The organism is Streptomyces caniscabiei, from assembly GCF_014930365.1.
GTDB classification, from domain to species: Bacteria; Actinomycetota; Actinomycetes; order Streptomycetales; family Streptomycetaceae; genus Streptomyces; species Streptomyces caniscabiei.
This window is the reverse complement of sequence record NZ_JABXWI010000002.1, coordinates 738,120-761,665: the sequence shown is the minus strand read 5'-3', so window position 1 is coordinate 761,665 and position 23,546 is coordinate 738,120. Positions and strand designations below refer to the sequence as shown.

Sequence of the window (23,546 nt, the reverse complement as noted above, 5' to 3'; positions counted from 1 at the left end):
CGCCGTTTCCCCCGGCAGGGCCACCCGCCACGACGGCGGGCGGGCCCGGCCGGGCGGTGGGGCGGGGAAACGGATTTGCACGGGCGTTCGTCCGCCTCCGACAATGCGCCCCATGGGACATCTCGAAGCCGCTCACCTGGAGTACTACCTGCCGGACGGGAGGGCGCTGCTCGGGGACGTGTCCTTCCGGGTGGGGGAGGGGTCGGTCGTCGCGCTCGTCGGGCCCAACGGGGCCGGCAAGACGACGCTGCTGCGGCTGATCTCCGGGGAGCTGAAGCCGCACGGCGGATCGGTCACCGTCACCGGGGGCCTCGGGGTGATGCGGCAGTTCGTCGGCTCCGTGCGGGACGAGACGACCGTGCGGGACCTGCTGGTGTCCGTCGCCCAGCCCGGCATCAGGGAGGCCGCGAAGGCGGTCGACGCCGCCGAGCACGGGATCATGACCGTGGACGACGAGGCCGCCCAGCTGGCGTACGCGCAGGCCCTCTCCGACTGGGCCGAGGTACGCGGCTACGAGGCCGAGACCCTGTGGGACATCTGCACCATGGCCGCGCTCGGCGTGCCGTACGAGAAGGCACAGTTTCGGCAGGTGCGCACGCTCTCCGGCGGTGAGCAGAAGCGGCTCGTCCTGGAGGCGCTGCTGCGTGGCACCGACCAGGTGCTCCTCCTGGACGAGCCCGACAACTACCTCGACGTCCCCGGCAAGCGCTGGCTGGAGGAGCGGCTCAAGGAGACCCGCAAGACGGTCCTCTTCGTCTCCCACGACCGGGAACTGCTCTCCCGCGCCGCCGAGAAGATCGTCAGCGTGGAGCCCGGACCGGCGGGCGCCGACGCCTGGGTGCACGGCGGCGGGTTCGACACCTACCACGAGGCCCGGCGGCAGCGCTTCGAGCGCTTCGAGGAACTGCGCCGACGTTGGGACGAGAAGCACGCCCAGCTGAAGAAGCTGGTGCTGACCCTCCGTCAGGCGGCCGCCGTCAGCCATGAGATGGCCTCCCGGTACGCCGCCGCACAGACCCGGCTGCGCAAGTTCGAGGAGGCCGGGCCGCCCCCGGAGCCGCCACGCGAGCAGGACATCACCATGCGGCTCAAGGGCGGCCGCACCGGCGTGCGGGCCGTGACCTGCGAGGGGCTGGAGCTGACGGGCCTGATGAAACCCTTCGACCTGGAGGTCTTCTACGGCGAACGGGTCGCCGTCCTCGGCTCCAACGGCTCGGGCAAGTCCCACTTCCTGCGGCTGCTCGCCGGGGACGACGTGACCCACACGGGGCAGTGGAAGCTCGGCGCCCGGGTCGTCCCCGGCCACTTCGCGCAGACGCACGCCCATCCCGAGCTGGAGGGGCGGACCCTGCTCGACATCCTCTGGAAGGAGCACGCGCAGGACCGGGGTGCCGCCATGTCCCGGCTGCGCCGCTACGAGCTGACCCGGCAGGCCGAGCAGCCCTTCGACCGGCTCTCCGGCGGCCAGCAGGCCCGCTTCCAGATCCTGCTGCTGGAACTCCAGGGCGTCACCGCGCTGCTGCTCGACGAGCCCACGGACAACCTCGACCTGGAGTCGGCCGAGGCGCTCCAGGAGGGGCTGGAGGCCTTCGACGGGACTGTCCTCGCCGTCACCCACGACCGCTGGTTCGCTCGTTCGTTCGACCGCTATCTGGTCTTCGGCTCCGACGGCCGGGTCCGCGAGACCCCGGAACCCGTCTGGGACGAGCGACGCGTGGAGCGCGCCCGCTGAGGCGGCCCACCGCGCGGGGGCCCGGATCTTCGTACAGTGGAGGGAGGACCCACCGAGATCGGGGTACCACCATGACCGGAGTGCACCCGGACCAACTGGACGACCAGCAGTTGATGAAGGAACTGGAGTCGATCCACCGCACACGGCACGACACGCTGCTGCACGGGTCGACCGAGGCGCTGCGCACGCACAACGAACGGATGGCCCAGCTGGAGGGCGAGTATCTGCGCCGCCACCCGCGCCGGCCGGTCGTCTCGGGCCGTACGCGCGACGGCGCGCGGGATCGAGGGCCGGCGACGACATGAGACCCGGCGCGACCGCGGGGAGGCGTGCGCTGCTCGACCGGCACGCCGGGGCCCAGGACCTCTTCGGCGCGCGGGTCCACGCCGTCCGGGACGACCAGTGGGGGGCGGACACGCCCTGCGCCGAGTGGTCGGTCCGCGACCTCGTCAACCACCTCGTCTCCGAGCAGCTGTGGGTGCCCTCGCTGGTCCGGGACGGCTGCATGATCGAGGAGGTCGGCGACACGTTCGGCGGGGATCTGCTGGGGCCCGACCCCGCGGCCTCCTGGGACACCGCCGCCCACTCCGCGCGCGAGGCGTTCACGGCGCCCGGCGCGCTGGACCGCACGGTCCACCTGTCCCACGGCGACACCCCGGCGACCGCGTACTGCGCGCAGATGGTCGCCGATCTCGTCGTGCACGCGTGGGACCTTTCGCGGGCGATCGGGGCGGACGAACGGCTGCCGGGGGAGCTGGTGCGGTTCGCGGTGGACGAGATCGCTCCGTACGCCGGTGATCTGGAGAAGAGCGGGTTGTTCGGGGCGCCGGTGGCTCCGCCGGTGGGGGCGGACGCGCAGACCAGGTTGTTGTGTCTGCTCGGGCGTCGGCCTTAGCGCCGGAGGCGTGGGGCCGGTTCGGGGGTGGGGGTGGTGGTGCGTCGCGGGGTGCGGGTGCGTCGTGGTTGCTCGCGCAGTTCCCCGCGCCCTAAGAGCAGCGGGGGCGCCCCTTGTCGCAAGGGGCGCCCCCGTCGTGTGTTCAGGACCGGGCCGGTGGGCGGTTCCAGTGGCGGTGGGCCGCTATCGCTGTGATGAACTCCCTGGTGAAGTCGTCGCTCGCGGTGCCCTGGGCCGTGTCCGTGACCACGCCCCGGTCGGCGACCACGTGGTGGAACTCGGAGGAGAGGCGGACCCCCTCGGGCCGGAGCGCGGCGAGGACGCCGACGCCGGAGCCCAGGGCGCCGATCGGCTTGCCGTGCCGGTAGGCGTCGCGGACGAAGCGCACGACGTCGGGGTCGGCCGACTGGGGCGGGGTACCGACGGGACCGCCGGGGAGCAGCACCGCGTCGTACAGGACGGACGCCACCGTCGGCAGGGCCCGGTCCACGGTGTACTCCGCGCCGTCCGCGCCGCGCACGGTGCCGTCGTCGGCCGCCAGGGCCTCCACGATCGCCCCCTCGGCCGCCAGCGCCTCCCGCACACCGGTCACCTGCTCGGCGTCCACACCGTCGGCGACCAGCACGGCGATCTGCCGGGTGCGGATCGAACCGGGGCCGCGCTGCGCCTCCAGGCTGAGGGCGGGAGAGGCGAGCTTGTACGCCACCGGCTCGGCGTCAGAGGGGACCGGCACCCCGATGCCCTTCGCCACCTCGGCCGCCAACTCCAGGTCCACCTTGGTCAGTTGCTCCACCGTGCGGGACCGCACGGAGAGCGCGCCGACCTTGCCCAGCTCGAAGCGGAAGGCGGCCACGATGTGCTGCTTCTCCCACGGGGCCATGCTGTTCCAGAACATGGCCGGCTGACTGTGATGGTCCTTGAAACTCTCGCTGCGGCGGCGGATCTTGGCGCCGTCGACGCGCTCGGCGAGGTGTGTGTAGGCGTGCGGGTCGACGCCCGCGTGGGCCGGACAGCCCCCGCCGAGGGAGTTCGGGAAGTAGTTCGTGCCGCGGTGGATCGCCGACTGGTGATAGCCGTCGCGGTGGTTGGTGCGCACCGGGGCCACGGGGCGGTTCACCGGCAGCTGGCTGAAGTTGGGGCCGCCGAGGCGGATCAACTGGGTGTCCAGGTAGGAGAAGTTGCGGGCCTGGAGCAGCGGGTCGTTGGTGAAGTCGATCCCCGGGACGACGTTCGCGGTGTGGAAGGCGACCTGTTCCGTCTCGGCGAAGAAGTTCTCGGGGTTGCGGTCCAGCACCATACGGCCGATCGGCCGCACCGGCACCTGCTCCTCCGGGATGAGCTTCGTCGCGTCGAGCAGATCGAAATCGAAGGCGAACTCGTCTTCCTCCGGCACCAGTTGGACGCCCAGCTCCCACTCGGGGAACTCACCCGCCTCGATGGCGTCCCATAGATCGCGGCGGTTGAAGTCCGGATCCCGACCCTGGCACTCCTGCGCCTCGTCCCACACCAGCGAGTGCGTGCCCAGCTTCGGCTTCCAGTGGAACTTCACGAACGTGCCCCGCCCGTCGGCGGTCACGAAACGGAAGGTGTGCACGCCGAAGCCCTGCATCATGCGGTAGCTGCGCGGGATCGCCCGGTCCGACATCAGCCACATGATCGCGTGCAGCGTCTCCGGCTGGAGGGAGACGAAGTCCCACAGCGTGTCGTGCGCGGACGCGCCCGTCGGGATGTCGTTGTGCGGCTCCGGCTTCACCGCGTGCACGAAGTCGGGGAACTTGATGCCGTCCTGGATGAAGAAGACCGGGAAGTTGTTCCCGACCAGGTCGTAGTTGCCCTCCGAGGTATAGAACTTGGTCGCGAAGCCACGTACGTCCCGCACGGTGTCCGCCGAGCCGCGCGGCCCCTGCACGGTCGAGAACCGCACGAAGACCGGGGTGCGGACGGCGGGGTCCTGGAGGAACGCGGCACGGGTGAACTCCGCGCAGGACTCGTACGGTTCGAAGTACCCGTAGGCGCCCGCGCCCCGTGCGTGCACCACCCTCCCCCACTGCCCTAAAGGCGTGGGGGGACCCCCACCGGGATCCGCTCGTGGTCGAAGTGGGTGAGCTTCTCCCGGAAGTGGAAGTCCTCCATCAGGGTCGGCCCGCGTTCACCGGCGGTCAGCGAGTCGTCGGTGTGGTCGACGGCCACGCCCTGGTCGGTGGTGAGGGGGCCCGACGCCGGGTCGACCGGGTGGGCCGCCTCGCGCTGCTCCTGCTTGCGGTTTATGGGCGAGCTCATCAGGCGGCCTCCTGGGAGAAAACGTCGAGGAACGCCTCACAGAACGCCTTGAGGTCGTCCGGCTTTCGGCTGGTGACCAGCTTGTTGGAGCCGTGGTCGCAGATCTTCACCTGCTCGTCCACCCAGGTGCCGCCCGCGTTGCCGATGTCCGTGCGCAGACTCGGCCACGAGGTCAGGACCCGGCCGCGCACCACGTCCGCCTCCACCAGCGTCCACGGCGCGTGACAGATCGCCGCGACGGGACGGCCCCGCTCGAAGAACGACCGGACGAACGACACGGCCCGGTCGTCCATGCGCAGGAAGTCCGGGTTGGCCACCCCGCCGGGCAGGACCAGCGCGTCGAACGACTCGGCCGGAGCCTCGCCCACCACGGCGTCCACGGGGAAGGTGTCCGCCTTGTCGAGATGGTCGAAGGCCTGGATCCGGCCGGGCTCCGTCGACACCAGCACGGGTTCGTGACCGGCGTTCTCCGCCGCCTGCCAGGGCTCGGTCAGCTCGATCTGCTCGACACCCTCGGGTGCGGTCAGGAATGCGATACGCATGGCAGCTCGATCTCCTCTCCTTGACGAGTTCCTTGACGAGTTCCTTGACGAGTTCCTAGCGATGTTGCGTGCGGTGTTTCGCGCCGTGCTCGGCGCCGTGTTCCGCGTCTCGCCCCACGGTTGTTCCCGTCGCCGGTCACCGGGCCACCACGCGCAGGGTGCGCAGCTCCGGGTCCGACGGATCGGGGACGTACATGCTGTGCTCCACTCCCGATCCGAGGTACTCCACGACCGCCCGGTCGATCCGTTCGCCCGGACAGATCACCGGCACTCCGGGCGGGTAGGGGCTGGCGGGCTCTCGTCGACCATGATCTCCGCGTCGGTTGCCGTCCGATGGGGGTGGGGCTGGGGGTGTCGGGGATGGGTGATGGGGGGCCGGGGTGGGGTGGTTGGGGGGACCGAGGGGTGGGTGATCGGGGGCTTGGTGGTTCCCGGGGGTGGGTGTTCGGGGCCGGGTGGTGCTCGGGGTGCGGGTGGCTGCTGTCCGGTGGTGAGGTGCCGGGTGCGGCGAACGGGCCGCCGCGAGCCGGCCCGGCGGGGTGGGACGCGGTCCCGGACCCGCCGCGACGGCCCGGCGGCAAGCCGCCCGGTCAGACCGACACCGGCCCCGGGCCGGTCCCCGAGGCCGGGTCGGAGTCCGGCCCCGTCCTGGGCATCGGAGTCCTCGGGCCGCTCCCGGAGTCCGGGTTCGCCGAGACGCCGATTCCCGAGGCCGGGGCCCCCTCCGGGCCGGTCCCGCGGGTCGGGTTCCCCCCGGTGCCGCCCCTCGAAGTCGGGGCCGTCCTCGGGCCGGTCGCGGGCAACGCGGCTGTTCCCGGGCCGATTCCGGCGGCCGGAGTCGGCCCCGGGGCCGCCCAGGGCGTCAGGCCCGGTCCCGGGCCGCTCGCGGAGATCGTGTCCACCCCGAGATGGCCCCCGGAGATCGTCTCCGACTCCGGCCACGGGCCCGGTCGGGCTCTGCTGATGTGGGCCAGGGCCGAGGTCGGGGACTGGGAGACGGCCAGGTCGCCGAGGCTGACCATGCCCACCGGGTGGCCGTCCTGCACGACGGGCAGTCGGCGTATCGCGTGGTCGCGCATCAGCTCGACCGCCGCGGACACCGCCTCGTCCACGCCGACCACGACCGGGTTCGGGGTGCAGACGGCCTGGGCGCTCACCGTCAGCGGGTCGGCGCCGGCCGCGACGGCACGCAGGGTGATGTCGCGGTCGGTCAGCACCCCGATCATGTGCCCGTCGGCCGTCACGAGCACATCCCCGATGTCCTGGGCGCGCATCAGCTGCGCGGCCTCCACGAGCGAGGCGTCCGGGCGGACCGTCACCACACCTCGGGTCATGACTTCCCACACGAACTCGGCCATGATCTCCGGCCTTTCGTCGCTCCGCCCCGACCGGGGGCACGCCCGCTTCGGCGTGACCCTGCCCGCAGTACCCGCGCGCAGGGGGCCTATGTGTCCCCGTCGTGTGGGGATTCCGTGGCGTCCGCCGGGGGCCGCGAGGCCCCGCCTCCGCTCTGTCCGGTCTCCCCGCTCTCCCCGTCCGCACCGCTGTCGTCCGGGAGCCGGTCCACGGCCTCCGCGAGCAGGTGGACGGACTCGTAGCGCGCCTTCCGCGGCAGCCGCTCCAGGGGCGCCACGAGTCCGTCCGGAGCGTGCCGGTCCCGCAGGACCCGGATCAGCTCGGCGGGGCCCGCCGGGAACGACGTACGGCTGAGGACCCGGGCCAGTTCCAGCCGCAGGGCCTCCACCCGGGCGGGATCCCGGCTCGGCGTCACCGGCCCGTACGCCACCTCCGGGTCGTCCTCGGCGTAGGGCTCCGGATCGTTCCACTCCTCCGTCCGGGTGGGATGCCCCGAACGGAGGAGTCCCTGCAGTTCGTGCTTCATCTCGTCGTCTCGGTGGGCGCTCAGCCGGTCGCTGCCTCGCTGCATGACTCCCCTCCAGATGGGTTGGTGGCCCCCGCGTACCCGAACACCCGGCACCGACACGGAGGCCCGGCCGGGGATCCAGGGTCGTCCGCCCGAGTCGCCTGAGTCACCTGAGTCACCTGAGTCGCCAGTCGGAGAGTCGCCCGAGTCGTCCGCGGCGGCTCAGGGCGCGTCGTCGCGTTTCGAACCGGCGCCCGGCAGGAACTCCTGCAACTTCGCCTTGAAGCCCTGCTTCACCATGGACCCCCGGTCGGCGTCACCCTTGAGGATCGAGGCGGCCGTGGACTCCATCTGCTCCCAGGTCGCGTGCGGCGGGATCGGCGGCACGGCCGGGTCGGTGAGGAACTCCACCACCGCCGGCCCGTCCGCCGCGAGCGCCGCGCGCCAGCCCGCCTCGACGTCCTCGGGCTTCTCCACCCGGATCCCGGTCAGCCCGAGCGAGCGCGCGAAGGCGGCGTACTGCACGTCCGGCAGCTCCTGCGAGGGCAGGAAGGACGGCTCGCCGCCCATCGCCCGCAGCTCCCACGTCACCTGGTTGAGGTCGTGGTTGTTCCAGACGGCCACCACCAGCCGCGGATCCTCCCAGCGGTCCTGGTACTTGGCCGCCGTGATCAGCTCCGCCATGCCGTTCATCTGCATCGCCCCGTCCCCGACCAGGGCGATCGCCGGCCGGTCCGGGTGCGCGAACTTCGCGCCGATCGCGTACGGCACCCCGCAGCCCATCGTCGCCAGCGTGCCCGACAGCGAACCGCGCATGCGTCCGCGCATGGTGATGTGCCGGGCGTACCAGTTCGCCGCCGAGCCGGAGTCCGAGGAGATGATCGCGTCGTCCGGCAGCAGCGGATCGAGGGCGTGGGCCACCAGCTCCGGGTTGATCGGATCGGCCGACAGCTCCGCTCGGCGCGCCGTCACCTCGCGCCAGCGCGCCACCCCCGCGCACACCTCGTCGTACCACTCGCGGCCCCGCTCCGGGTCGATCAGCGGGATCAGCCGCTCCAGCGTCGCCTTCGCGTCCCCGACGAGGTTCACCTCGTACGGGTAGCGCATCCCGACCATGTGCGGGTCGATGTCGATCTGCACGGCCCGCGCCTTGCCGAAGTCCGGCAGGAACTGCGAGTACGGGAACGACGAGCCGATCGTCAGCAACGTGTCGCAGTCCCGCATCAGCTCGTACGAGGGACGCGTGCCCAGCAGTCCGATCGAGCCGGTGACGTAGGGCAGCTCGTCGCTCAGCGCGTCCTTGCCGAGGAGCGCCTTGGCGACGCCCGCGCCGAGCAGTTCGGCGATCCGGGCCACCTCGGCGCGGGCCCCGGCGGCGCCCTGTCCGATGAGGATCGCGACCTTGTCTCCGGCGTTCAGGATCTCGGCGGCCCGCTCCACCGACTCGGCCGACGGGACCGCCGTCCAGGCCTCGCCGCCGAGGCTGGAGGGGACCATCTTGAACTCGTGGGTCGGCGCAGAGTACTCCAACTCCTGTACGTCACCGGGGACGATGACGGCCGTCGGCGCGCGGCGGGCGTACGCGGTGCGGATCGCCCGGTCGAGGACGTTCGGCAGCTGCTCGGGCACGGTCACCGTCTCGACGAAGTCCGAGGCCACGTCCTTGAACAGGGTGTGCAGGTCGACCTCCTGCTGGTAGGAGCCGCCCATCGCGCTGCGGTGCGTCTGGCCGACGATCGCCAGCACCGGCACATGGTCCAGCTTGGCGTCGTACAAACCGTTGAGCAGATGGATCGCCCCCGGCCCCGAGGTCGCCGCGCACACTCCGAGACGACCGGAGAACTTGGCGTACCCGACCGCCTGGAAGGCGGACATCTCCTCGTGCCGGGACTGGATGAACCGCGGTCGGTCCTCGGCCCGGCCCCAGGCCGCGAGCAGCCCGTTGATGCCGTCCCCCGGATAGCCGAACACCTGTTCGACTTCCCAGTCACGGAGCCTCCGCAAGATGTGATCGGCGACGGTGGTGCTCATACTGGACCTCCCGGGGTCTGAATCTCCCGAGCGAGTCACCCCCGGGCGGAATGGAAAACCCCGAATGTGTTTGCCGTGCATGATCCGGGGCAGGCGCATAACAGTGCTTCGGACAGGAGGCACGTCCGTGGAAGTGGCGATTTCTCCCTCACGGGTGTGCTGTCTCCTGCGCACACCCGCGCCCCCACGGTGACGGTCGATCCCAGAGGCACCATTCCAGGGAGTTGCGACGCACCATGCGTACCCATGCGAAGCATCATCCGCACGACGACGCCCCCGACACCGCGGAGGCCTTCCGCCGACTGGCCGCGCTGCCGCCCGGTCAGCAGCGGGACACCCTGCGTGAGCAGATCATCGAGGCGTGGCTCCCCATGGCCGAACGGCTCGCGGGCCGGTTCCGCAACCGCGGCGAGAGCTACGACGACCTGCGCCAGGTCGCCTCGCTCGGCCTGGTCAAGGCGGTCGACCGCTACGACCCCGAGTTGGGCAACGCCTTCGAGAGTTATGCGGTACCCACCGTCACCGGGGAGATCAAGCGGCACTTCAGGGACCACATGTGGACCCTGCACGTGCCGCGCCGGGTCCAGGACCTGCGCAACCGGGTGCGGTTCGCCAGCCAGGACCTGTCCCAGACGATCTCCGGGCGCCGCCCCACCGTCGCGGAGATCGCGGCACACGCGAACATGAGCGAGGAGGACGTCCAGGTCGGACTGGAGGCCCTGGAGAGCTTCACGGCGCTGTCGCTGGACGCGGAGCTGCCGGGGAGCGAGGACGGCTACTCGCTGAGCGACGCGCTGGGGTCCCCGGATCCCGCGCTCGACACGGTGGTGGACCGGGAGGCCGTGAAGCCCCGGCTGGCCGCGCTGCCGGAGCGGGAGCGGGCGATCCTGTACATGCGGTTCTTCGGCGACATGACGCAGAGCCGGATCGCCGAGCAACTGGGGATCTCGCAGATGCATGTGTCGCGGTTGATCAGCCGGTGCTGTGACCGGCTGCGGGACCAGGTGATGAAGGACGCGGTGTAGCTCCGCGGGGTGGACCGGGGGCGCCGTGGGGGTGGGCTTCGTTGTCGGCCGCGGGTTCGTCGGGGCTGGTCGCGCAGTTCCCCGCGCCCCTTGCGGGGCGGGCCCCGCCGGGCCGCGCCCCTACGCGGTACGGGTTTCCATCGCCAGGGCCATGTGGCGGGACATCGTGTCCATCGCTCGGGCCTCGGCCATCGAGAAGGCCAGGCGGGCGCCTGAGCGGAAGAGGGTCAGGACGCCCCTGACCGGGCCGTCCGGGGGCGCCAGGGGCACCGCCAGAAGGGAGGTCACGTCGGCCTTCACCAGGACCGGGGCACCGGAGCCGTCGTGGCCGAAGGCGGCCGGGTCGGCGGGGCGGATCTGGAGGGCGGGGGAGCCGCCCCGGGCGGCCGTGACGACGAGGGGGCAGGTGGCGGGGTCCTGGGACATCAGGAGCTTCGCCTCCTCCTCCGAAGGAGCGAGGACCGTCGAGCGGGCGAGGGCGGGGGTCGTCGTGTCGGCGACCACCCAGTCGGCGAAGCGGCCGTGCAGGACCCGGGCGGCGCGGTCGAGGGCCGCCTCGGGGGGCGCCGTGAGCAGGGCCGTGGTCATCGCGTCCAGGAGGTCCATCAGGGCCGCGTGACGGGTGGTCTCGGTGAGGTCGGGCAGCGGACGCGACGGCTCGACGGGCGGCATCCGGTGCCCGGCCGGCTGGAGGACGACCAGCACGGTGTGGCGCGGCTCGCCGCTGCCCGGGGGCAACTGGGTGAGCGTGGCACGGACCGGCAGCGACGGGCGCTGCTGCAGATGGACGTCGAGGCTGCGGTCGCCCTCGCCGCGGGCCACGGCGGCCGCCTGGGAACGGAACGCGCCCCGGTCGGAATGCGCGAGGAATCCGCTGAGCGGACGGCCCGTCGCATAACCCGACCGTACGCCGGTGAAGGCGGTCGCGGCCCGGTTCAGGCGCCGCACCACCGTCTCGCGGTCCACCAACACCACCGGCAGCGGCAGACTCTGGAAGACGTTCCTCAGCAACTGGTGTTCCTGCGCCGCCGACACGGCGCCACCGACCGGGCCCGAGGCGGTCAGCCGCTCGTACCAGGGCCACAACTGGGCGGCCACATGGTCGAGTTCGAAGAAGGCCGCGTCCAGGACCGTGGGGAGATCTTCAGCCGGTACCGAGCGGGCCGCCTTGAGCTCCGCGACACGGCGCACGAAATCCGCGATTTCTTCACCGAATTCGTCCGTCTGGGCCATGCGACGAACGTAGCGCCTGACAGGCGCCGAGGCACAGCCGCACCGAAAGCCGAAGATTCGTTTTCCGCGCGGGCGCGCGGGAAGGCGATTCGGGGAGGAGGCGTGCATCATGCCGGAAAGCGAACAACTCGGCCGCGTGGGACGGGAGTCGGCGGAGTCCGCACATCCGGGCAGAAGGCTCTCCGAACTCGTCGAACAGGCCGCCCGCTGCACCAGCGACTGCTGCGGTGCCAGCGGCATGGTCTCCGACAGCGGCACCGAGCGGCCCGCTGCCGTCACCCACCCCGACCTCGCCGGACTCGTCGCCGTCCAACTGCGCTCGGGCGACGGACCGCTCCCGGCCGCGCTGGAGAGCGGGGAGCCCGTCGACTCCGCCGATCTGCTGCGCGAGGAACGCTGGCCGGAGTACCGGGCGGTGGCGCTGGACGCGGGTGTGCGGTCCAGCATCACGCTCCCGTTCAGGCGTTCCGGGCTCACCGTGACCCTCAGCCTCTACAGCTTCCGCCCCCACACCCTGGAGGACGCCCCGCACGGCCCCGCCGGCGCCCTCGGTGACCTCGCCGCGACCTGTATCGTCCGCGACCGCTCCTACCGGGCCGCCCTCACCGAACGCGACCAGCTCGCCGCCGCCCTGCGCTCCCGGCCCGTCGTCGACCAGGCCTGCGGCATGGTGATGCACGTCCTCGGCTGCGACGCGGAGGCCGCGTTCACCGTGCTGCGCCGCATCTCCCAGGGCACCAACCGCAAACTGTCGGACGTCGCGTCGGCCGTGGTGGAGAAGCGGGGCAGGGGCCTGGAAAGGGAACTCGTCTCCCTTTCTGATTGAGCCGAGCTGCAGCGCGCCCGAAGGGGCGCGGGGAACTGCGCGACCAGCCACGACGAACCCGCACCCCGCGACGCACAGTTCCACAACGGCGCTCTCCGGCTGAACCCAGCGGAGCGCACCGTCACCCGGTCGGCCCTCCGTGTCCCGCGAATGGTGCCCGGCGACGCGCGCCCCGTCCGGCGCGGCGCTCTGATGGACGCGGGGCACGGCGGTCGTGCCCCCACCCCACCGGACCCGGCCGAAGGAGCCCCACCGATGCCCCCGCCCACGCGCCCACCACTGCGCCGCAGAGCCCGCGTCCTGTCCGCCGCCGCCCTGATCGGCGTCGCTCTGGGCGCCGCCGCCCCGACCGCGTACGCGGATCCCGCGGCCGAGGTGAACCCGCAGTCCGTCGAACCGGGCGGCACACTCACCTTCTCCGTCGCCTGCGACCCGACCGGCACCACCGCCCCCGAGACCATCGACGCCAGCTCACAGGCGTTCGAACAGGGCACCGTCACGCTGCAACGCCTCCCCGGCGACGGCGACTCCGCCGCGGGCCCCTCCTACCAGGGCACGGCGAAGATCGCGCCCGCCGCGGACTTCGAGACCGGCGTCGACGCGGCGACCGAGGCCACCGAGTGGGGCATCGACGGCATGTGCCCGGCGGCCCCCGGCGGTGAGGGCAAGCAGTGGAGCGCCGCCTTCGACGTCTCCGTCGGCGCCGATCCGTACCAACCGACCCATCAGCCGACCCACCCACCGACTCACCAGCCCACGCACCAGCCCTCCCACCACTCCACCCACCAGCCGGCCCCGGTCCAGCGCGGCGTCCACGCGGGCGACGGCGGTGCCTTCACCGACTCCGTCCCGGCCATGGTGGCCGGTGGTCTCCTGGTCGCGGGAGCGCTCGGCGCGGCCGTGCACCGGCTGCGTCGCCGGGACCGATGGACGCCATGAGGGCAGGGGGCGGCCACGGCCCGTCCGCCCCCTCGGCGGATGTGACCGGCGCAACCCGTACCGGGGCCCATGGGGCGCGTGGGCCTGGGTACTGACAGGCCGAGGGTGCGCGCGAGGCCGGTCACGCACGACACGGCACACGCTGACGCACCCCGACGCGACCCGGGGCACCATCGACATCCCGGAGCGATCCCGCGGGGGTCGCCACCGGGCAACGCACCAGCGGCGGGCGGAGGCACACATGCGGCGGACGGATCCGGAAGGGCACGGTCCGGTCCGCTACGGCCCGCCTCTCCCCGGCCAGGGACTGCCCGTCCTGCCCGAACTGGCCGCCGTGCTCTCCGCCGCGGCGGGCCGCCCCCACCCCGTCCCGCTCGGCGGTGATCCCGCCCTCCTGGACGCCGCGTGCGGCTACTGGGACCGGCGCGGACTGGCCACCACCCGGGACCGGGCCCTCGCCGCCCCGGGCGCCCCTGCCCTGCTGCTCGCCCTGACCGCCGCGATCGGCGGCGACGTACTGCTGCCGCGGCCGTGTGCCGCCTGGTGGGAGCCGCAGGCACGGGCGCTCGGGAGATCCGTCTTCCACGTGGCCACCCCCGCCGAGTGCGGGGGAGTGCCGGACCCGTACGCGCTCCTGGAGACCGTCCGCAGGATCCGGGCCGAGGGAGGCGATCCCCGGCTGCTCGTGCTGTGCGTCGCCGACGACCCGACCGCGACCGTGGCCCCGCCCGAACTGGTGCACGAGACCATGGAGGCGGCGCTGGGGGAGGGGCTGCACCTGGTCAGCGACGAGACCTGGCGCGACACCGTGCACGACCCGCACGACACCGTGCTGTTCAGCCCCGCCGAGATGCTGCCCGACCGGGTCACCGTCGTCAGCGACCTGGCCGGCGCCTTCCTGCCGGCCGGGTGGCCCGCCGCCGTCGCACGCTTCCCGGCGAACGGGGAGGGGGCGGGGCTGCGCGACCGGGTCCTGGACGTGCTCACCGCGCTGGGCGCCCGGATCGCCACCCCGGTCGCCGCGGCCGCCGCCCACGCCCTCGACGAGCCCGCCCCCGTCACCGAACGGCTCGCCACCGCCGTACGCCTGCACGCGCGGCTCGCCGGTGCCGCGCACCGGGCCGTGGTGGACGCCGGGGCGCTCGCCCTGCCGCCGCGCGCCGGACGGCATCTGTACGCCGACCTCGCCCCGCTGCGCTCGGCCCTCGCCGGGTACGGCGTCGGTGACGCCCAGGAGGCCGAGGACTTCCTCACCGACCGGCTGGGGATGCCCGCCCCCGGCGGCCACCGGTTCGGGGACGACCTCGGGGAGCTGCGGGTCCGGCTGTCCACCGACGCGTTCCTCGGCACCACCGAGGAGGACCGAGCCCGCGCCCTCACCGCACCGGATCCCCTTGAACTCCCCCAGGTGGAGCGGGCGTTGACCCACCTTGGAGCGGCGTTCGAGGACCTGCGGTGAAGCTCTTCGGCGGGACCGGCGGGACCGGCGGCCTCGGTGACCCCGGCCTTCGGCGGACCTCGACGATGGCGATCCTTCGTGACGACGACGCTCAGTGACGGGAGCTTCCTCGATGACGCAGCAGTCCGAGTCGATCACCTCCGCGGCGACCACCCGGGGCGCCGGCGACCCGGCGTCCAGGACCCCCCTCCTCCCGCCGCTCGCTCCGCCCCGTCCGCTCGGTGAGCGGCGTCGCTGGCCGCGGTCCTTCGCCGACCGGCTCACCACCCCCCTCCCGGGGCTGAAGGCCTTCGCCCGGTTCGCCCGCGAAGGGTCGGTACGGCCCGGGGCCGACGGGCTCGCCGACATCCCGCTCCTGCCGTACGAGCCCGGTCCGTTGCCGAGGGTGGACGCCGGTACCGTCGCCGTCTCCTGGGCGGGGCACGCGAGTTGGGTGGTGCGGATCGGCGGGCTGACCGTGCTCACCGACCCCGTCTGGTCCCGCCGCATCCTGGGCACCCCGGCCCGGATCACCCCCGTGGGCATCGACTGGGACGCGCTGCCCCGCGTGGACGCGGTCGTCATCAGCCACAACCACTACGACCACCTCGACGCCCCCACCCTCGCCCGACTCCCGCGCGACACCCCGGTGTTCGTGCCCGCCGGCCTCGGCCGCTGGTTCCGGCGGCGCCGGTTCGAGCGGGTCACCGAGCTGGACTGGTGGGAGGCGGCCCGACTCGACGGTGTCCGCTTCGACTTCGTACCGGCCCACCACTGGTCCAAGCGCACCCTCACCGACACCTGCCGCTCACTGTGGGGCGGCTGGGTCCTCACGGCCCCCGACGGCAGACGTGTCTACTTCGCCGGCGACACCGGCTACGGCCACTGGTTCTCCCTCATCGGCCGCCGCCACCCCGGCATCGACGTCGCCCTCCTGCCCATCGGCGCCTACGACCCGCGCTGGTGGCTCAGGGACGTGCACTGCGACCCGGAGGAGGCGGTCCGCGCCTTCCTCGACCTCGGCGCCCGCCACATGGCCCCCATGCACTGGTCCACCTTCGTCCTGTCGACCGAGCCGGTCCTGGAACCCCTGAGGCGGGTGCGGGCGGCATGGCGGGCGGCCGGACTGCCGCGCGAGGACCTGTGGGACCTGCCGATCGGCGGCTCCCGCGTGCTGGACCGAGCAACGCCCCTCAGCGGACGACGCGGCGCCACACGCTCGGCACCACACTGATCAGCACCGTCAACACGACCGCCGCCAGCACCCCTTCCCACGGCTCCTTGAACAAGGACCCGCCCAGGATGCCGATCAGCTGGTACGTCACGGCCCACGCGAGGCACGCCGGCAGGTTCCCCCGGGCGAACCGCCGCAACGGCATCTTCGCCAGCAGACAGGCCAGCATCACCGGGAGGCGCCCGGCCGGCATCAGCCGCGACAGCACCAGGACGGCCACCCCGTGGTCGTCGAGCTTCGCCTGCGCCTGCGCCAGCCGGTCCTCCGGCGCCCGGCGGCGGATCGCCTCCAGCCAGCGCGAACCGTTCTTGGAGCCCATTCCGCGCCGCCCCAGCCAGTACAGCGCGATGTCCCCGAGGAACGCGGCGACCGACGCCACCACGAACACCATCAGCAGGGAGAGCGGCGCCGTCTGATGGAACGCCACCACCGCCGCCGAACTGACCAGCGCCCCGGTCGGCACCACCGGCACCAGCGCTCCGGCCAGCACCAGCAGGAACAGCGTGGGATAGCCGATCGCCTGCTGGGTGGACGCGTACGGCACCGGAGTGCTCACGGCGGCCAGGACGATCACCGGGCCTCCCCCGCGCCCTCGGGGACCCGCACCGGGGCGCGTCTCATCGCGCCACCCCCGGTCGTACGCTCTCCCCGTGTCCCAGCCGGTGCACGGTCACCCCGGGAGCGCGCGCGGCGGCGAGGCGTACGAACTCCTCGCCGGGGGCGTGGAATTCATGGGGGCGCACGGCGTCCATGCCGATCGGCCAGTACGTGCCGTAGTGCACCGGAATCGCGCTCCGGGGCGCGAGCAGCGCAAGCGCCTCCGCCGCGCGCCCCGCGTCCAGATGCCCTTCGCCCAGGTACGGTCCCCAGCCGCCGACCGGCAGCAGCGCCACGTCGACCGGCCCGACCTCCTTGGACATCGCCTCGAACAGCCCGGTGTCCCCCGCGAAATACGTCCGCGCCTCGCCCTCCACGACGAAGCCGAGCGCGGGCGAACGGTGCGGCCCGACCGGCAGCCGCCGCCCGTCGTGGCGGGCGGAGACGGCACGTACCACCAGGTCACCGACCTTGACCCGGTCCCCGGGCGCCGCTTCGGAGAGCCGCAGATGCGCCAGCCTGCGCAACCCCGGCACCTGGCGCGGCGCGCCCTTCGGCACCACCAGGCGGGTCCCCGGGGCGAGCCGGGCCAGGGAGGGCACGTGCAGATGATCCGCGTGCAGATGCGACACCAGCGCCACGTCCGCGACGGCGGCCTCCGGCGGAGGGGGCGCACCCCGGCGCCTTCGCAGATGCGCGAGCCGGCGCGCGAACAGGGGGTCGGTCAGCACCCTCGTACCCGAGTCCTCCACGGTGCAGGTCGCATGACCCCACCAGGTGATCTCCACCGGCACTCCGTTCGCCTCCTTCGCGCTACTCCCCCGAGCCTACGGGCTGGAGTAGGGTCTGCGGCCTGAGCCCGTCCGGCGGATCATGCCGTGGGCGGGCATGCCGGTTTCCGGCGTCCGCGGTTCGCTCCGCTGGGCGGGGCCCGGAGCCGGGGGGAGGGGGGAACAGCATGGGAGACAAGGGACACAGGGGCGGCGTCTCCGGCCTGGCGTGCCAGGACGCGGCCCAGGGGCGCGGTACGGCGGGACGTGGCGCGGCGGGTCGCGGTGCCGTGGTGCGCGTCGCCGCCATAGCGAGCCTGACACCGCTGGAGGAACTGGAGGCGGATCCCTTCCTGGTCGACTCCCGCAGCCAGCACGCCATGTGCGCCCGCTGGGCGGCCGAGCGCGGCTACGTGGTGACGCGCGAGCTGCTCGTGCGCGGACTGCGCCCCGACCACTGCGCACTCTGGGCCGACGTCGACGCCGGCCTGGTCGATCTCTTCGTCGCCCCCAGCCGCCGCGTGCTGGAGCGGGCCCTCGCCTCCGTCGACGACTTCACCGCCGAGTGCGCCCGGCGCGGCATCCGCGTCGAGACCGTCGGCCACGCCGAACCCGCCTACGACGCCCAGATGAAGGCCCACGTCCACCGCCGGCTGTCGATGCCGACGGCGGGCTACGACGGCCGCTGAGCGCGTCCCTACAGGGGCGCGGGGAACTGCGCGACCAGCCACCGACGCCCTGCGGCCCGCGACGCACGGCAAGCCCCGACCCCTCCCCGGCCCTCCGCGAGCCATGCCCCCGTGCCACCCCGAAACGCCACCCCGGCGCCCCCACCCCCTATGACAGGCTGACCCCAGGATCGTGACGGTAAAGGTGGCCAGAACGTGGGCGGTGGTCGTTGGCGGAGAGTGCTGAGCGGGATCTGGCGGATGCTCGCCGTATGGGCGGTGTCCACGCTGACCATGCTGGTGCTCGCGGGCGCGCTGCCCGACTTCCGGCTCCAGTCCGAGAGCGACGAGAGCGTCACGCGGATCGCCGTGACCGCCGCGCTGGGCGCCGGCGCGTTCGGTCTGCTGTCCTCGCTGGTGTGGCCGCTGCTGGTGCGGGCCCTGCTGCTGGTCCCGGCACTCGTCCTCGGCCTGCTCGTCTTCTTCCTCAACGGCTCCCTGCTCCTGCTCGCCCTGCGGCTCAACCCCTCCGGACAGGGCGCGGCCGCGCCCGAGACGGCCGTGGTCGTCGCCGCGGTGATGTCCGCCGTCGCCTCCGCCACCGGCGGCGCCCTCGCCGTACGGGACGACGACGCCTACCGCCGCCGTCTGTACCGCCTCGCCTACCGCCGCCGTAGACACCACGACGGCCACCCGGGGCCCGCGGGACCCGGCACCGTCTTCCTCCAGCTCGACGGCGTCGGCCACGACGTGCTGGAGGCGGCGACGGAGAAGGGGCTGATGCCGACCGTGGCCGAGTGGCTGGGCCTCGCGCCGCCGCCCGCGTCGGCCGGCGCCGCCCGGCCCCGGCCCACGCACCGGCTCACCCCGTGGCGCACCGACTGGTCCAGCCAGACCGGCGCCAGCCAGCTCGGCATCCTGCACGGCACCAACCACGACGTGCCCGCCTTCCGCTGGTACGAGAAGGACACCCGGGAGGTCATGGTCTGCAACCGGCCCTCCAGCGCCGCCGAACTCCAGCGCCGGGCCGTCGAGCGCACCGGCGACGGCGGACTGCTGACCGTCGACGGCGCCAGCCGCGGCAATCTCTTCAGCGGCGGCGCCGAGCAGCTCGCTCTCGTCCTGTCGATGGCGGCCCGCCGGGGCCGGCGCAACCGCTCCCGTGCCGGGTACTTCGCCTACTTCTCCGACCCGGCCAACGCCGTCCGCACCGCCATGTCCTTCGCCGCCGACGTCCTGCGGGAGATCGGCCAGTCCACCCGGGCCCGGTTCGCCGAGCAGCGCCCCCGCGTCAAGCGCGGCGGGCTCTACCCGTTCATCCGGGCCTTCGCGACCGTCGTCGAGCGCGATGTCGTCGTCGCCGCGGTGATCGGCGACATGTTCGCCGGCCGCGCGGCCATCTACGCCGACCTGGTGGCGTACGACGAGGTCGCGCACCACTCCGGCCCGCACAGCCGGGACGCGGCGAAGATCCTCGAACGCCTGGACCGTTCCCTCGCGCTGATCGCCCAGGTCGCCGAACACGCCCCGCGCGCCTACCGGATCGTCCTCCTCTCCGACCACGGCCAGAGCCCCGGCGAGACCTTCCTCGGCCGTTACGGCCTCACCCTCGGCGACCTGGTCCGCGCCGGCTGCGGCCTGCCCGTCCCGCGCCGCGCCCAGCGCACCCACAGCGGCGCCGAGGCCCGCGCGGCGGTACGGGCCGCGCTGCGCATCCCCGTCGAGGAGGGCGTCGAGGAGCACCGCCCCACCCGCCGCTCCGAGCCCATCACCCTGGCCTCCGGCAACCTCGGCCTCGTCTCCTTCCCCGACGTCTCCCACCGGATGAGCCGCGAGGAGATCGACGCCCGCCACCCCGCCCTGCTCTCCACCCTCGCCAACCACCCCGGCATCGGCTTCGTCCTGGTCCGCAGCGAGGAGCACGGCGGCGTCGTCCTCGGCGCGCACGGCGCGGAGATCCCGATCGACGAGCTGAGCGACGAACACCCGGGCCCCCTGGCCGACTTCGGCCCCGGCGCCGCCGACGCCGTACGCCGCACCCACGGCTTCCCCCACACCGCCGACATCATGGTCAACTCCTGGTACGACCCCACCGACGGCGAGGTCCTCGCCTTCGAGGAACAGATCGGCTCCCACGGAGGCCTGGGCGGCTGCCAGTCCCGCCCCTTCCTGATGTCCCCCCTGGCCCTCTCGGAGCCGGTCGAGGAGGACGAGGACCTGGTGGGCGCGGAACACATCCACCGGGTACTGCGCCGCTGGCTGCGGGAAGCGAACGGTCCCCAAGTACCCGTGGCCGGGCATGAGCGCCCTGAAGGGGCGCGGGGAACTGCGCGACCAGCCACGAAACGACCCGCACCCGCCCCCGAACAGAACCCGGCAGACGCATAGGCGCCCCGGCCCAGAAAATTCGGCTGCGCTCCGGCGAAGCGGTCACCCACACTGTCCGCAACGTCCACAGGACCGAACCCCTGGAGCCCCCGCCTTGCAGGCAGCCGTCACCGTCACCCCCTCCCGCATCCCCGAGCTGCTGCTCGGCCTCGCCACCGTCCGCCCCGTCTTCGTCTGGGGCGCCCCCGGCATCGGAAAGTCCTCCCTCGTACGGGACTTCGCCGAGTCGCTGGGCCTTACGTGCGTGAGCCTCCTCGGTACGCAGCTCGCGCCGGAGGACCTGATGGGCGTCCCGCAGATCCGCGACGGCCGCTCCGTGTTCTGCCCGCCGGAGGCGATCGCCCGCGACGAGCCGTACTGCCTGTTCCTGGACGAACTGAACGCGGCCACCCCGGATGTGCAGAAGGCGTTCTACTCGCTGATCCTGGACCGCCGTATCGGCAGCTACGAGCTGCCGAAGGGCTCGATCGTCATCGGCGCCGGCAACCGGGCCACCGACAACGCCCTGGCCCGCCCCATCGCCTCCGCCCTGGTCAACCGTCTCACCCACGTCCACCTCCAGGCCTCGGCCAAGGACTGGCTGGTCTGGGCGGAGGACAACGGCATCCACCCCTGGATCCTGGACCACCTCACCGACCGCCCGGACCAGCTGTGGTCGAAGCCGCCGAAGAGCGAGGAGCCGTTCTCCACACCCCGCTCCTGGCACATGCTCTCCGACGCGCTGCACTCCTTCGGGCGCGACCTCGACGAGGAGACCCTGAAGGTCCTCGCGCACGGCACGCTGACGCCCGCGCACGCGGTGGCCTTCTGCGGCTACGTCAAGATCGTGCGCAGCCGGTTCGGCATCGAGGCGATCCTCAAGGGCGAGGCCGGCTGGCCCCACCGCGTGGAGGACCGCGACCTGCTGTACTACCTCGCCGACTCCTTCCGCGGCCGGCTGATCAAGGAACTCCCGGTCAGCAAGCAGCACATGTCGGCGAACGGGCGGCAGACCGCGTACCGCGCCAAGTCCCTGCTGGTGCGGCTCGCGGAGATCTCCGTCGAGGTGGCCCAGACCGTCATCGCCGACGACACCGACGGCAATCCCGTGCTGCCCGCCTGGTTCCTGGTCGAGGCGGCCCGCGACATGCCCCGGCTGGTGGAGGCCCGCCGGTGAGCACGTCCGGCGGCAAGGGGCAGGGCGGAAAGAAGACGCAGGGCGTAAAGAAGACGAAGCGCGACCTCGCCGGTGAGGCGTTCGAGGCGGGGCTGGAGGCGGTGCGGTACAACCCCGCGCTGCGGGCGGTCGGGTTCAGCGTCTGCCGCAAGGAGAAGTGCGACCTCGCGCCCCGCGAGGGCCTCGTCCGGGTCGACTCCGAGGGCGTGCTGCACGCGCACCCCGACCGGCTCGCCACCCCCGACGCCTGGGCCTGGGCCATCGCCCACGCCGCCGTCCACCTGGGCTTCGGGCACGTCCCGGCGGCGCACGGCGAGCGTACCCAGCCCGACCGGTTCGACCTCGCCGCCCGCTGCGTGGCCGTCAACCGGTTCCTGCTCACCTTCCCCGTGGGCCTGACGCCCGAGAACCTGCCCGCCCGCTACCCGGACGGCGACGAGGAGCGCCTCGCCGCGCGCTGGCGCCAGGGCGGGCTCCCGGCGGCGTACGCCGACTGCGGGACGGCCGGTGACGAGCCCGACCAGCTCCTGCTGTCCTGGCCCAAGTGGCGCGGTACGCCCACGGACTGGCAGCTCGCCTTCGCGCACGCCCTCACCCGCACGATGTCCGCCGCGATGGACATGGCAGGCGGCCGCCGCGCGTCCCTGGACGACGAGCCCGTCCGCATGCGGCCCTGGGAGAAGGCCCTGAGCTGGTTCGTCTCCTCCTACCCGCTGCTCGGCGGCATCGCGGCCGGCATCCGTATCGTCGCCGACGTCGAACTCGCCCACGCCCACGGCATCTCCGTCGCGGCCGTCGACGCGGCGGCCGGGGAGATCTACATCAACCCGCTCCGCCAGTTCGACGACGAGGAGTGGCGGTTCATCCTCGCCCACGAGATGCTGCACGCCGCCCTGCGCCACGGCGACCGCTGCGGCACCCGCGACCCGTATCTGTTCAACATCGCCGCCGACTACGTCATCAACGACTGGCTGCGCGAGATGCGGGTCGGCACCATGCCCGACGGGCTGCTGTACGACCGCGAGCTGTCCGGGCTGTCGGCCGAGGAGGTCTACGACCGGATCGCCGGTGACCTGCGCCGGATGCGCCGGCTCGCCACCCTGCGCGGCAAGGGCGTCGGCGACATCCTCGGCGGCCCGCTCGGCTCGCCGCGCGACTACGTCGACCTCGACGAGTTCTACCGCAGGGGCCTCGCCCGGGGCTTCGACCTGCACGAGCGGCAGGAACGCGGCCTCCTGCCCGCCGGTCTGGTCGAGGAGATCCAGGCCCTCAGCCATCCGCCCCTGCCCTGGGACGCGCAACTCGCCCGCTGGTTCGACGAGTTCGTGCCGCGCCCGCAGTCCGTCCGGACCTACGCGCGCTTCTCGCGCCGTCAGTCCGCGACCCCCGACATCCCGCGCGCCGGACGGTACTTCCCGCCCGAGGAGACCGCCCGCTGCACCTTCGGCGTCGTCCTCGACACCTCCGGCTCCATGGACCGGACGCTGCTCGGCAAGGCACTGGGCGCGATCGCCTCGTACGCCGCTGCCCGTGACGTACCGGCCGCCCGGGTCGTCTTCTGCGACGCGGCCCCGCACGACGCGGGATACCTGCCGGTCACCGAGATCGCCGGGCGGGTGCGGGTGCGCGGCCGCGGCGGCACTGAACTGCAGCCCGGCGTCGACCTGCTGCACCGCGCCGACGACTTCCCACCGGGCGCGCCGGTCCTCGTCATCACGGACGGCTGGATCGACGTGCTGCGGGTGCGGCGGGAGCACGCGTATCTGATTCCACAGGGTGCTCACCTGCCGTTCACCGCGCGGGGGCCGGTGTTCAGGGTGAGATGAGCCTCCCATGCGCCGGAGTGTGATCGGATGGGGGCACGGAACCCCGGCGACGGGACTCCCGCGACGGGATCCCCGCAACGGGACTCCGGCGACACGACCCAC

General features: G+C 73.1%; 18 protein-coding genes and 3 pseudogenes. 12 read left to right on the top strand and 9 right to left on the bottom strand.

From position 1 onward, the window contains the following. The first annotated feature begins 112 nt into the window (after nucleotides 1-112). From HW837_RS07820 to HW837_RS07810, 3 genes are all read left to right on the top strand, one after another. The gene (locus tag HW837_RS07820; RefSeq protein ID WP_045556901.1) at nucleotides 113-1,732 is read left to right on the top strand and encodes an ABC-F family ATP-binding cassette domain-containing protein; all 1,620 of its coding nucleotides are present in this window, start codon (nucleotides 113-115) and stop codon (nucleotides 1,730-1,732) included. 71 nt (nucleotides 1,733-1,803) lie between these two features. Beyond that, entirely contained in the window at nucleotides 1,804-2,037 is a 234-nt protein-coding gene (locus HW837_RS07815) for a DUF6158 family protein (RefSeq protein ID WP_045556604.1), read from the top strand. Beyond that, nucleotides 2,034-2,627: a TIGR03086 family metal-binding protein gene (locus tag HW837_RS07810; protein ID WP_193379868.1), complete on the top strand. Its 594-nt coding sequence runs from the start codon at nucleotides 2,034-2,036 to the stop codon at nucleotides 2,625-2,627. Before HW837_RS07815 ends, HW837_RS07810 begins: the two co-directional genes overlap by 4 nt. A 142-nt stretch (nucleotides 2,628-2,769) precedes the next feature. Here the strand turns inward: HW837_RS07810 and HW837_RS07805 are convergent. The 6 genes and pseudogenes from HW837_RS07805 to HW837_RS07780 all read right to left on the bottom strand — a co-directional run bounded on the left by HW837_RS07805 (nucleotide 2,770) and on the right by HW837_RS07780 (nucleotide 9,344). Beyond that, nucleotides 2,770-4,907: pseudogene (locus HW837_RS07805) on the bottom strand (catalase). Then, nucleotides 4,907-5,449 (bottom strand): type 1 glutamine amidotransferase domain-containing protein, encoded by a 543-nt coding sequence (locus HW837_RS07800; RefSeq protein WP_045556606.1) that lies wholly within the window; start codon nucleotides 5,447-5,449, stop codon nucleotides 4,907-4,909. Before HW837_RS07800 ends, HW837_RS07805 begins: the two are co-directional and overlap by 1 nt. Nucleotides 5,450-5,585: 136 nt before the next feature. Beyond that, nucleotides 5,586-5,729, bottom strand: a pseudogene (locus HW837_RS07795) (hypothetical protein); the annotation flags it as partial. A gap of 655 nt (nucleotides 5,730-6,384) precedes the next feature. After that, a pseudogene (locus HW837_RS07790) lies at nucleotides 6,385-6,807 on the bottom strand (CBS domain-containing protein); the annotation flags it as partial. 86 nt (nucleotides 6,808-6,893) lie between these two features. Further along, nucleotides 6,894-7,376: a DUF2795 domain-containing protein gene (locus HW837_RS07785; RefSeq protein WP_193379869.1), complete on the bottom strand. Its 483-nt coding sequence runs from the start codon at nucleotides 7,374-7,376 to the stop codon at nucleotides 6,894-6,896. A gap of 159 nt (nucleotides 7,377-7,535) precedes the next feature. Continuing rightward, nucleotides 7,536-9,344, bottom strand: coding sequence for a thiamine pyrophosphate-requiring protein (locus tag HW837_RS07780; protein ID WP_193379870.1), 1,809 nt, complete (start codon nucleotides 9,342-9,344; stop codon nucleotides 7,536-7,538). Nucleotides 9,345-9,580: 236 nt separating this feature from the next. Between HW837_RS07780 and HW837_RS07775 the strand changes: the two genes are divergently transcribed. Next, nucleotides 9,581-10,369, top strand: coding sequence for an RNA polymerase sigma factor SigF (locus tag HW837_RS07775; protein WP_045556609.1), 789 nt, complete (start codon nucleotides 9,581-9,583; stop codon nucleotides 10,367-10,369). Nucleotides 10,370-10,489: 120 nt separating this feature from the next. On the opposite strand, the gene HW837_RS07770 is transcribed toward HW837_RS07775, so the two are convergent. Continuing rightward, a complete protein-coding gene (locus HW837_RS07770; RefSeq protein WP_193379871.1) occupies nucleotides 10,490-11,602 on the bottom strand; it encodes a PAS domain-containing protein in 1,113 nt (370 codons plus the stop codon). Nucleotides 11,603-11,711: 109 nt separating this feature from the next. Here HW837_RS07770 and HW837_RS07765 point away from each other — a divergent pair, with 109 nt between their 5' ends. The 4 genes from HW837_RS07765 to HW837_RS07750 all read left to right on the top strand — a co-directional run bounded on the left by HW837_RS07765 (nucleotide 11,712) and on the right by HW837_RS07750 (nucleotide 16,039). Next, nucleotides 11,712-12,428, top strand: a complete 717-nt coding sequence (locus HW837_RS07765) for an ANTAR domain-containing response regulator (protein WP_052682842.1) — start codon at nucleotides 11,712-11,714, stop codon at nucleotides 12,426-12,428. Nucleotides 12,429-12,683: 255 nt separating this feature from the next. Then, entirely contained in the window at nucleotides 12,684-13,367 is a 684-nt protein-coding gene (locus tag HW837_RS07760) for a hypothetical protein (protein ID WP_107073693.1), read from the top strand. A 241-nt stretch (nucleotides 13,368-13,608) separates the two neighbouring features. Beyond that, the gene (locus HW837_RS07755; protein WP_093790091.1) at nucleotides 13,609-14,826 is read left to right on the top strand and encodes an aminotransferase class I/II-fold pyridoxal phosphate-dependent enzyme; all 1,218 of its coding nucleotides are present in this window, start codon (nucleotides 13,609-13,611) and stop codon (nucleotides 14,824-14,826) included. Between the two features lie 112 nt (nucleotides 14,827-14,938). Continuing rightward, on the top strand, nucleotides 14,939-16,039 hold the full coding sequence (locus HW837_RS07750; protein ID WP_045556612.1) for an MBL fold metallo-hydrolase: 1,101 nt from the start codon (nucleotides 14,939-14,941) through the stop codon (nucleotides 16,037-16,039). Here the strand turns inward: HW837_RS07750 and HW837_RS07745 are convergent. Next, on the bottom strand, nucleotides 15,999-16,613 hold the full coding sequence (locus HW837_RS07745; protein ID WP_045556613.1) for a DedA family protein: 615 nt from the start codon (nucleotides 16,611-16,613) through the stop codon (nucleotides 15,999-16,001). The genes HW837_RS07750 and HW837_RS07745 overlap by 41 nt on opposite strands. 43 nt (nucleotides 16,614-16,656) lie before the next feature. Continuing rightward, the gene (locus HW837_RS07740; RefSeq protein ID WP_060882755.1) at nucleotides 16,657-17,430 is read right to left on the bottom strand and encodes an MBL fold metallo-hydrolase; all 774 of its coding nucleotides are present in this window, start codon (nucleotides 17,428-17,430) and stop codon (nucleotides 16,657-16,659) included. A gap of 164 nt (nucleotides 17,431-17,594) precedes the next feature. Between HW837_RS07740 and HW837_RS07735 the strand changes: the two genes are divergently transcribed. The 4 genes from HW837_RS07735 (at nucleotide 17,595) to HW837_RS07720 (ending at nucleotide 23,444) form a co-directional block, all read left to right on the top strand. Further along, nucleotides 17,595-18,095, top strand: a complete 501-nt coding sequence (locus tag HW837_RS07735) for a hypothetical protein (protein ID WP_086804871.1) — start codon at nucleotides 17,595-17,597, stop codon at nucleotides 18,093-18,095. Between the two features lie 240 nt (nucleotides 18,096-18,335). Continuing rightward, entirely contained in the window at nucleotides 18,336-20,462 is a 2,127-nt protein-coding gene (locus HW837_RS07730) for a phage holin family protein (RefSeq protein ID WP_193379966.1), read from the top strand. A gap of 94 nt (nucleotides 20,463-20,556) precedes the next feature. Beyond that, complete coding sequence (locus HW837_RS07725; RefSeq protein ID WP_093790087.1) at nucleotides 20,557-21,618, top strand: ATP-binding protein; 1,062 nt, start codon at nucleotides 20,557-20,559, stop codon at nucleotides 21,616-21,618. After that, the gene (locus HW837_RS07720) at nucleotides 21,615-23,444 is read left to right on the top strand and encodes a vWA domain-containing protein (protein WP_045556618.1); all 1,830 of its coding nucleotides are present in this window, start codon (nucleotides 21,615-21,617) and stop codon (nucleotides 23,442-23,444) included. Before HW837_RS07725 ends, HW837_RS07720 begins: the two co-directional genes overlap by 4 nt. The last annotated feature ends 102 nt before the right edge of the window (nucleotides 23,445-23,546 follow it).

What these genes read in the sequence shown, in the direction of transcription:
- HW837_RS07820 (WP_045556901.1), top strand. Translation starts at nt 113, where the DNA reads ATGGGACATCTCGAAGCCGCTCACCTGGAGTACTACCTGCCGGACGGG.
- HW837_RS07815 (WP_045556604.1), top strand. Translation starts at nt 1,804, where the DNA reads ATGACCGGAGTGCACCCGGACCAACTGGACGACCAGCAGTTGATGAAG.
- HW837_RS07810 (WP_193379868.1), top strand. Translation starts at nt 2,034, where the DNA reads ATGAGACCCGGCGCGACCGCGGGGAGGCGTGCGCTGCTCGACCGGCAC.
- HW837_RS07800 (WP_045556606.1), bottom strand. Translation starts at nt 5,449, where the DNA reads ATGCGTATCGCATTCCTGACCGCACCCGAGGGTGTCGAGCAGATCGAG.
- HW837_RS07785 (WP_193379869.1), bottom strand. Translation starts at nt 7,376, where the DNA reads ATGCAGCGAGGCAGCGACCGGCTGAGCGCCCACCGAGACGACGAGATG.
- HW837_RS07780 (WP_193379870.1), bottom strand. Translation starts at nt 9,344, where the DNA reads ATGAGCACCACCGTCGCCGATCACATCTTGCGGAGGCTCCGTGACTGG.
- HW837_RS07775 (WP_045556609.1), top strand. Translation starts at nt 9,581, where the DNA reads ATGCGTACCCATGCGAAGCATCATCCGCACGACGACGCCCCCGACACC.
- HW837_RS07770 (WP_193379871.1), bottom strand. Translation starts at nt 11,602, where the DNA reads ATGGCCCAGACGGACGAATTCGGTGAAGAAATCGCGGATTTCGTGCGC.
- HW837_RS07765 (WP_052682842.1), top strand. Translation starts at nt 11,712, where the DNA reads ATGCCGGAAAGCGAACAACTCGGCCGCGTGGGACGGGAGTCGGCGGAG.
- HW837_RS07760 (WP_107073693.1), top strand. Translation starts at nt 12,684, where the DNA reads ATGCCCCCGCCCACGCGCCCACCACTGCGCCGCAGAGCCCGCGTCCTG.
- HW837_RS07755 (WP_093790091.1), top strand. Translation starts at nt 13,609, where the DNA reads ATGCGGCGGACGGATCCGGAAGGGCACGGTCCGGTCCGCTACGGCCCG.
- HW837_RS07750 (WP_045556612.1), top strand. Translation starts at nt 14,939, where the DNA reads ATGACGCAGCAGTCCGAGTCGATCACCTCCGCGGCGACCACCCGGGGC.
- HW837_RS07735 (WP_086804871.1), top strand. Translation starts at nt 17,595, where the DNA reads ATGGGAGACAAGGGACACAGGGGCGGCGTCTCCGGCCTGGCGTGCCAG.
- HW837_RS07730 (WP_193379966.1), top strand. Translation starts at nt 18,336, where the DNA reads ATGCTCGCCGTATGGGCGGTGTCCACGCTGACCATGCTGGTGCTCGCG.